The sequence below is a fragment of the Bradyrhizobium sp. HKCCYLS3013 genome (assembly GCF_051167615.1).
Taxonomy (GTDB): Bacteria; Pseudomonadota; Alphaproteobacteria; order Rhizobiales; family Xanthobacteraceae; genus Bradyrhizobium.
Genome location: NZ_JBNPTK010000010.1, coordinates 262,810 through 269,635, shown reverse-complemented (window position 1 = coordinate 269,635; position 6,826 = coordinate 262,810). Strand labels below are relative to the sequence as shown.

Sequence of the window (6,826 nt, the reverse complement as noted above, 5' to 3'; positions counted from 1 at the left end):
TGGCGCGCCTTCGCGCCAGCCTTGAGGCCGGCCGATCACCGGTCTACAAAAAAGACAGTTGCTCCCCGGTGCTCCGGGCTTTTTGGCCACCGTGCGCGCAATGCGCTTTCGCGCATTACGCGGGGCATCAGCGTCGGGATGCCAGGACCACGCGACTTGACCGTGCGCATCGACGTTGTTCGTCGGCGTGGCGAACCACGCTGCAACATCGACACGCCCACCGCATCCCGCCTCAACGTCCGTGACGACCGCGAAGCGCCCCTCTGATCGAGACGGGACGACGCACTATACGCATGGTTTCTGATAAAAAGAAAGAGGAATATTTTCCAGAAACGGACTGGTTAGAGGGATGCGCTTGAAGCGGCTCGCGAAATTAGTCGAGGTGCGACTCTTGCGGAATAGGCTTGTCCATGGGGGCTCGTTCAATGAACTCTCGTGGAACACAGAATGAATGGCCACTGCAGCGAGTTCCATCCGAGTCGACGATAGTCCTACCGAATCCAAGCCAATAGTAGCCAAAAGCGTCGATTTCACTCACCACACATGACTGGCCAATAAAGGCGCGCATTTCCGCCTGCTCGCTCGCGGGCAGGTCATGCAGCAGCCAATCAGGTAGGTCACGCAGTCTTACACGGTCCCCAACCTGAATGTCACTCGACACCTTGGCAACCTCCCGAGCGCATAGGGCGGATCGCGCAGCGTAGTCCGCCATCATGTCACATTTGATGTTGCGCACCAAAATGCGTGAGTTGGTCTCGTCTGCATACCGTAATCAACGATCTGCGCAAAGGCGCGGCATTCGTTGAGTGTTCGCATCGGGCGCGGCGGATTGCCCGTCGCTCGTTCGTCCTACGCGCTGCCAATGAGTTAGTCCGTCGTGCCCGGGCTTGTCCCGGGCATCCACGTCGTTCCGAAGGCGCCCGACGACGTGGATGGCCAGGACAGGCCCGGCCATGACGACGTGGCAGCAGACGGACGCAATACGTGGAGGCAGTCGCCCCGCCGCAAGCGGGGAGAGGCTTCCCGGGCGGCGCGGCGAAAAGCCCGAGACGATGTGTGCCGGCTCGGCTCGCAAGTGGGGGAGGGGGCCGCGCGCCCAGTCGCCACACTTTGGCCGTAAGCAGAAGGAGGCCACGTTCCCCGCTTCAAACTCGCCCCCCGATGCTCTAGAAGCCCCCCATGCTCGGACGTATCTTCACGGTCGGCGGCTATACGCTGCTGTCTCGGCTCACCGGCTTTGCCCGCGACATCATGCTGGCGGCGATTCTCGGCGCCGGGCCGGTGGCGGATGCGTTCTTCATTGCGTTCCGGCTGCCGAACCATTTCCGGGCGATCTTTGCCGAGGGGGCGTTCAACGCGGCGTTCGTGCCGGCCTATGCGCATGTGCATGGCGAGAAGGGGCCGGCACAGGCGAGCCTGTTTGCCGACCGCATCTTCACGCTGTTGCTGGCGTCGCAGGTCGTGCTGCTGATCCTCGCCTGGGTGTTCATGCCGCAGGCGATGACGATCCTGGCGCCGGGCTTCACCGACGATCCCGGGCAGCGCGAGCTTGCGATCACGCTGACGCGAATCACCTTTCCGTATCTGCTGCTGATCACGCTGGTGACGCTCTATGGCGGCATGCTCAATGTGATGCAGCGGTTTGCGAGCGCCGCGGCGGCGTCGATCTTCCTCAATCTCGCGATGATGGCGACCCTGGCGCTGGCGGCGTTCTTCCCCGGTGTCGGTCACGCGGCCGCCTGGGGCGTGCTGATCTCCGGCTTCCTGCAATACTTCCTGCTCGCCGGCGACCTCGCCCGCCACGGCGGCCTGCCGCGCTTTGCGCCGCTCAAGCTCGACGACGACATCCGCGCGTTCTTCAAGGCGCTGGGACCGGCGACGCTGGGCTCGATGGGCACGCAGGTCGCGATGTTCGCCGACACCATCATCGCGACGTTCCTCCCCGCCGGCGCGATCTCGGCACTGTATTATGCCGACCGCCTCAACCAGTTGCCGATCGGCGTGATCGGCATCGCCATCGGGACGGTGCTGCTGCCGGAGATGTCACGGCGGCTCACGGCGAACGATCACGACGGCGCCATGGAGCAGCAGCGCCGGGCGTTCGAGTTCACGCTGTTGTTCTCGGTGCCGTTCGTCGCCGCCTTCCTCGCCGTCCCCGACGTGATCACCCGCGCGATGTTCGCGCGCGGCGCCTTCACCAAGGGCGACGCCGCCGCGGCCGGGGCGACGCTCGCCGCCTATGCCGTGGGCCTGATCCCGTTCGTGATGATTCGCAGCGCGGTCTCGACCTTCTACGCGCGCAAGGACACCGCGACGCCGGTGAAGGCCTCGCTGACGGGGCTGACCGCCAACGTCGTGCTGAAGGTGCTGCTGATGGGCTCGCTCGCCCAGGTCGGACTCGCGCTGGCGACGGCCGTCGGCGCCTGGATCAATCTGCTGCTGGTGCTCGGCTTCGCCGTGCACAAAGGCTATCTGCACTTCGATCGGCGGCTCACCTCGTCGCTGCTGAAGTTCGCCGGGACCGGCGTGGTGCTCGCGGCGGCGTTGTGGGCAACGGCCCTGGTGGCATCGACCCGGCTCGCGTCGCTCGGCCGCATGCAGGACGAAGCCGTTCTCGGTCTGCTGATCATCGTCGGCGCCGTCATCTATGTGGGCGCCATCCTCGTGCTGTTCGGTCCGCGCTGGCTGAAGGCCCTCGTGCGGCGCTGACGTTTGCGCTGCAACATCGCGTGCTGGCATGCCTGCCGAGAGTTGACCGCGCGTGTTCGGGGAGCGGCCATATGGCGTTTGCGCGAGGGCGTGATCCGCTGCAATATGCCGGCCAATCGTCGCGACAATGCAGTGGGAAGTGAAACCAGATGGCAGCTCCGATCAAGTTCGGTATGGGACAAAGCGTTCTCCGGAAAGAGGATGACGCGCTGATTCGCGGCAAGGGCCGCTACACCGATGATCTCGCGCCATCCGCTGCCCTGCATGCCCTGGTGCTGCGCTCGCCGCATGCCCATGCCCGGTTCACCATCGATGTCACCCAGGCGCGGCTGTTGCCGGGCGTGGCGCTGATCCTGACCGCCGAGGACACCGCCGAGCTCGGCGGGCTGCCGTGCCTGTTCAATCTCGAGACCGATCCGTTCACGGCACCGCCTTATCCGATCCTCGCCAAGGACGAGGTGCGCCACGTCGGCGATGCCATCGCCTTCGTCGTCGCCGACACGCTCGACCACGCGCGCGATGCGCTGGAGGCGATCAAGGTCGAGTGGACGACGCTGCCGGCGGTGACCGGCGTCGTGAACGCGATCAAGGCGGATGCGCCGCAAGTCTGGGCCGAGCACAAGGGCAACGTGCTGTTCGATGTCGGGATCGGCGACAAGGCGGCGGTCGCGGCGGCGTTCGCGAAGGCGCATGCGGTCGCCGAGATCCGCATCGTCAATCCGCGCGTGGTGGCGAGCTTCATGGAGACCCGCGCCGCGGTCTGCGACTACGACACCAAGCGCGACCATCTGACCCTGACGGCCGGCAGCCAGGGCAGCCACCGCCTGCGCGACATCCTCTGCCAGAACGTGCTGAAGATCCCGACCGAGAAGATGCGGGTGATCTGCCCGGACGTCGGCGGCGGCTTCGGCACAAAACTGTTTCCCTACCGGGAATACGCGCTGGTCGCGGTCGCCGCGCAGCGGCTGCGCAAGTCGGTGCGCTGGGCCGCCGACCGCTCCGAGCATTTCATGGGCGATGCGCAGGGCCGCGACAACGTCACCACCGCCAAGATGGCGCTGGCCGAGGACGGCAAGTTCCTCGCGATGGACGTCGACCTGATGGGCGACATGGGCGCCTATCTGTCGACCTTCGCACCCTACATCCCGCATGGCGGCGCCGGCATGCTGCCGGGCCTCTACGACATCCAGGCGTTCCATTGCCGGGTGCGCACGATCTTCACCCACACCGTTCCGGTCGACGCCTATCGCGGCGCGGGCCGTCCCGAGGCGGCCTACGTCATCGAGCGTCTGGTCGACGCCTGCGCGCGCAAGCTCGACATGTCCGTCGATGCGATCAGGCGCAAGAACTTCATTCCGCCGCGCGCGCTGCCCTACAAGACCGCGACCGGCAAGGTCTATGATTCCGGCGATTTCAACGCGCACCTCAAGCGCGCCATGGAGATCGCCGAGTGGAAGGAGTTTTCGAAGCGCGCCAAGGCCGCCAAGAAGCACGGTCTCATTCGCGGCATTGGGCTCGCGAGCTATGTCGAGGTCTGCGGCACCATGGGCGAGGAGACCGCCAACGTGCGGCTCGACCCCAACGGCGACGTCACCATCCTGATCGGCACGCAGTCGAGCGGGCAGGGCCACCAGACCGCCTATGCCCAGATCGTCGCCGAGCAGTTCGGCCTGCCGCCGGAGCGCGTGCACATCCATCAGGGCGACACGGCCGAGATCGCGACCGGCCTCGGCACCGGCGGCTCGGCCTCGATCCCCTCCGGCGGCGTCAGCGTGCAGCGCGCCACCCACGAGCTCGGCGACAAGCTCAAGCAGATCGCGGCCGAAGCGCTCGAAGCCGGTCTCGGCGATCTCGAGATCGCCGACGGCGTGATCCGCGTCGCCGGCACCGACCGCGCGATCTCGTTTGCCGACCTCGCCAAGCGTCCCGGCGTCGATCCTGACAAGCTCAAGGGCAGCGCCACCTTCGCCAGCGCCGACGGCACCTATCCGAACGGCACCCACGTGGCCGAGGTCGAGATCGACCCGGCGACCGGCATCATCAGGATCGTCAACTACGTCATCGTCGACGATTTCGGCGTGACGCTGAATCCGCTGCTGCTGGCCGGCCAGGTGCATGGCGGTGCGGTGCAGGGCATCGGCCAGGCGCTGATGGAGCAGGTGGTCTACAGCAACTCCGACGCCCAGCTCGTCACCGGCAGCTTCATGGACTACGCGCTGCCGCGCGCCGCCGACGCGCCGTCCTTTACCTTCGAGACCCACAACGTGCCCTGCAAGACCAATCCGATGGGCGTCAAGGGCGCCGGCGAAGCGGGGGCGATCGGCTCCTGTCCGGCCGTCGTCAATGCGATCGTCGAAGCCCTCTGGCGTGAGTACAAGATCGATCACATCGACATGCCGGCGACCCCGGAGCGCGTCTGGATCGCGATCCGGGAGCAGCATCGCCGTCATAGTCTCTGAGTACTCTCCCTCCGGATCTCCTCCGATATCCGCCTCAATTCCGGAATAATCCGCCGGCTGAGGGGTTGACCAACCGAGCGACCCCGTCCGGGTGGGCTGGACGGGATTGTGACAACAAAGGAGCGAATTGATGAAGCGGACTGTCGTGGCTGTCGCAGCTTTGCTGCTAGGGGCCGGCGCCGTGATGGCACAGCAGGATCTGGTCAAGCATAGCCAGGACACGATGAAGGCCAACGCCAAGAACCTCGGCGGTGTCCTGATCGCGATGGTCAAGGGCGAGAAGCCGTATGACCAGGCCGCCGTCAATGCCGCTCTGGCCCAGCTCGAGGATACCGCCAAGAAGCTGCCGACGATGTATCCGGCGAGCCTGAAGGGCGCCAAGTTCGAGGGCGACTACGGTCCGTCGCCGAAGATCTGGGAAGACCAGGCCGGCTTCAAGGCCAAGATCGACAGCTTCGCGAAGGTCGTCACCGAGGCCAAGGCGAAGATCAAGGATCTCGACAGTCTGAAGGCGACCGCGCCGGGCATCGGCAAGGAATGTGGCGGTTGCCACGAGACCTTCCGTCTCAAGAACAGTTGATCTGACCTGCCATCCACGGGGGCGGACGCGACATTGCGTCCGCCCCCGTTTGTTTGCGCCGTGCGGGCGTCCTGACGTATCACGGCGCCGCCGAGCTCCGGTAATGATCGCCGGGCCGACGATCTCCTCCTGCTGTGACGGAGCCACCATGCTACGCCGCCTCCTGCTTGCTCTCTGCGTGCTCGGCGCCGTCGGCCTGACGGTGTTCTGGTGGTTGACCCAGCCGTCGACGATCACGCTCGCAGCGGCGACGCGCGCGCCGGATCTCGCCAACGGGCAGGAGATGTTCAACATCGGTGGCTGCGCGTCCTGTCACGCCGTGCCGAACCAGCCGGACCGGCTGAAGCTCGGCGGCGGCCTGCCGCTGAGCTCGCCGTTCGGGACGTTCTATGCGCCCAACATCTCGCCCGATCCCACTGACGGTATCGGGCGCTGGAGCGAGGCCGAGTTCGTCAATGCGGTGGTGAGGGGCGTGTCGCCGGGCGGCAGCCACTACTACCCGGCGTTTCCCTATCCCTCCTACGCGGCTGCGAAGATCGACGACGTCCGCGATCTCTTCGCCTACATGAAGACGCTGCCGCCGGTTGCGGGCGCCTCGCGCGCGCACGACATGCCATTTCCGTTCAACATCCGTCGCACCGTCGGGGTCTGGAAGCTGCTGTTCTTCGACGGCAAGCCCTTTGCCGCCAACGCCTCGCGCCCGGCGGAGTGGAATCGCGGCGCCTATCTGGTCAGCACCTTCGGCCATTGCGCCGAGTGCCACAGCCCGCGCAATGCGCTCGGCGGCATCGTCTCGGCGCAGCGGCTGGCGGGTGGGCCAGAGCCGGAAGGTCAGGGCTTCGTGCCGAACATCACCCAGAAGGGCCTGTCGGACTGGAACGAGAGCGACATCAGCTATTTCCTCGAGACCGGACAACTGCCCGACGGCGACAACGTCGGCGGCTCGATGGCGCGGGTGATCCGCAACACCTCGCAGCTCTCGCCCGAGGATCGCAAGGCGATGGCGGTCTATCTGAAATCGCTGCCGCCGGTGGAAGGCCCGCCGAAGCCGAAGAAGCCGGCAAGCTGATCAGTTCGG

At 65.9% G+C, this 6,826-nt stretch carries 4 protein-coding genes; all 4 read left to right on the top strand.

All coding sequences use genetic code 11. The features are described from left to right. Positions 1 to 1,179 precede the first annotated feature (1,179 nt). Positions 1,180 to 2,709 (top strand): murein biosynthesis integral membrane protein MurJ, encoded by a 1,530-nt coding sequence (gene murJ / locus ACQR1F_RS19805; protein WP_434908495.1) that lies wholly within the window; start codon positions 1,180 to 1,182, stop codon positions 2,707 to 2,709. Positions 2,710 to 2,858: 149 nt separating this feature from the next. Continuing rightward, complete coding sequence (locus tag ACQR1F_RS19800) at positions 2,859 to 5,168, top strand: xanthine dehydrogenase family protein molybdopterin-binding subunit (protein WP_434911926.1); 2,310 nt, start codon at positions 2,859 to 2,861, stop codon at positions 5,166 to 5,168. Between the two features lie 130 nt (positions 5,169 to 5,298). After that, on the top strand, positions 5,299 to 5,748 hold the full coding sequence (locus ACQR1F_RS19795; protein WP_315805319.1) for a c-type cytochrome: 450 nt from the start codon (positions 5,299 to 5,301) through the stop codon (positions 5,746 to 5,748). A 148-nt stretch (positions 5,749 to 5,896) separates the two neighbouring features. Beyond that, a complete protein-coding gene (locus ACQR1F_RS19790; RefSeq protein WP_434913682.1) occupies positions 5,897 to 6,817 on the top strand; it encodes a c-type cytochrome in 921 nt (306 codons plus the stop codon). The last annotated feature ends 9 nt before the right edge of the window (positions 6,818 to 6,826 follow it).

Coding starts and splice junctions, on each gene's coding strand:
- murJ (WP_434908495.1), top strand. CDS start 1,180: ATGCTCGGACGTATCTTCACGGTCGGCGGCTATACGCTGCTGTCTCGG.
- ACQR1F_RS19800 (WP_434911926.1), top strand. CDS start 2,859: ATGGCAGCTCCGATCAAGTTCGGTATGGGACAAAGCGTTCTCCGGAAA.
- ACQR1F_RS19795 (WP_315805319.1), top strand. CDS start 5,299: ATGAAGCGGACTGTCGTGGCTGTCGCAGCTTTGCTGCTAGGGGCCGGC.
- ACQR1F_RS19790 (WP_434913682.1), top strand. CDS start 5,897: ATGCTACGCCGCCTCCTGCTTGCTCTCTGCGTGCTCGGCGCCGTCGGC.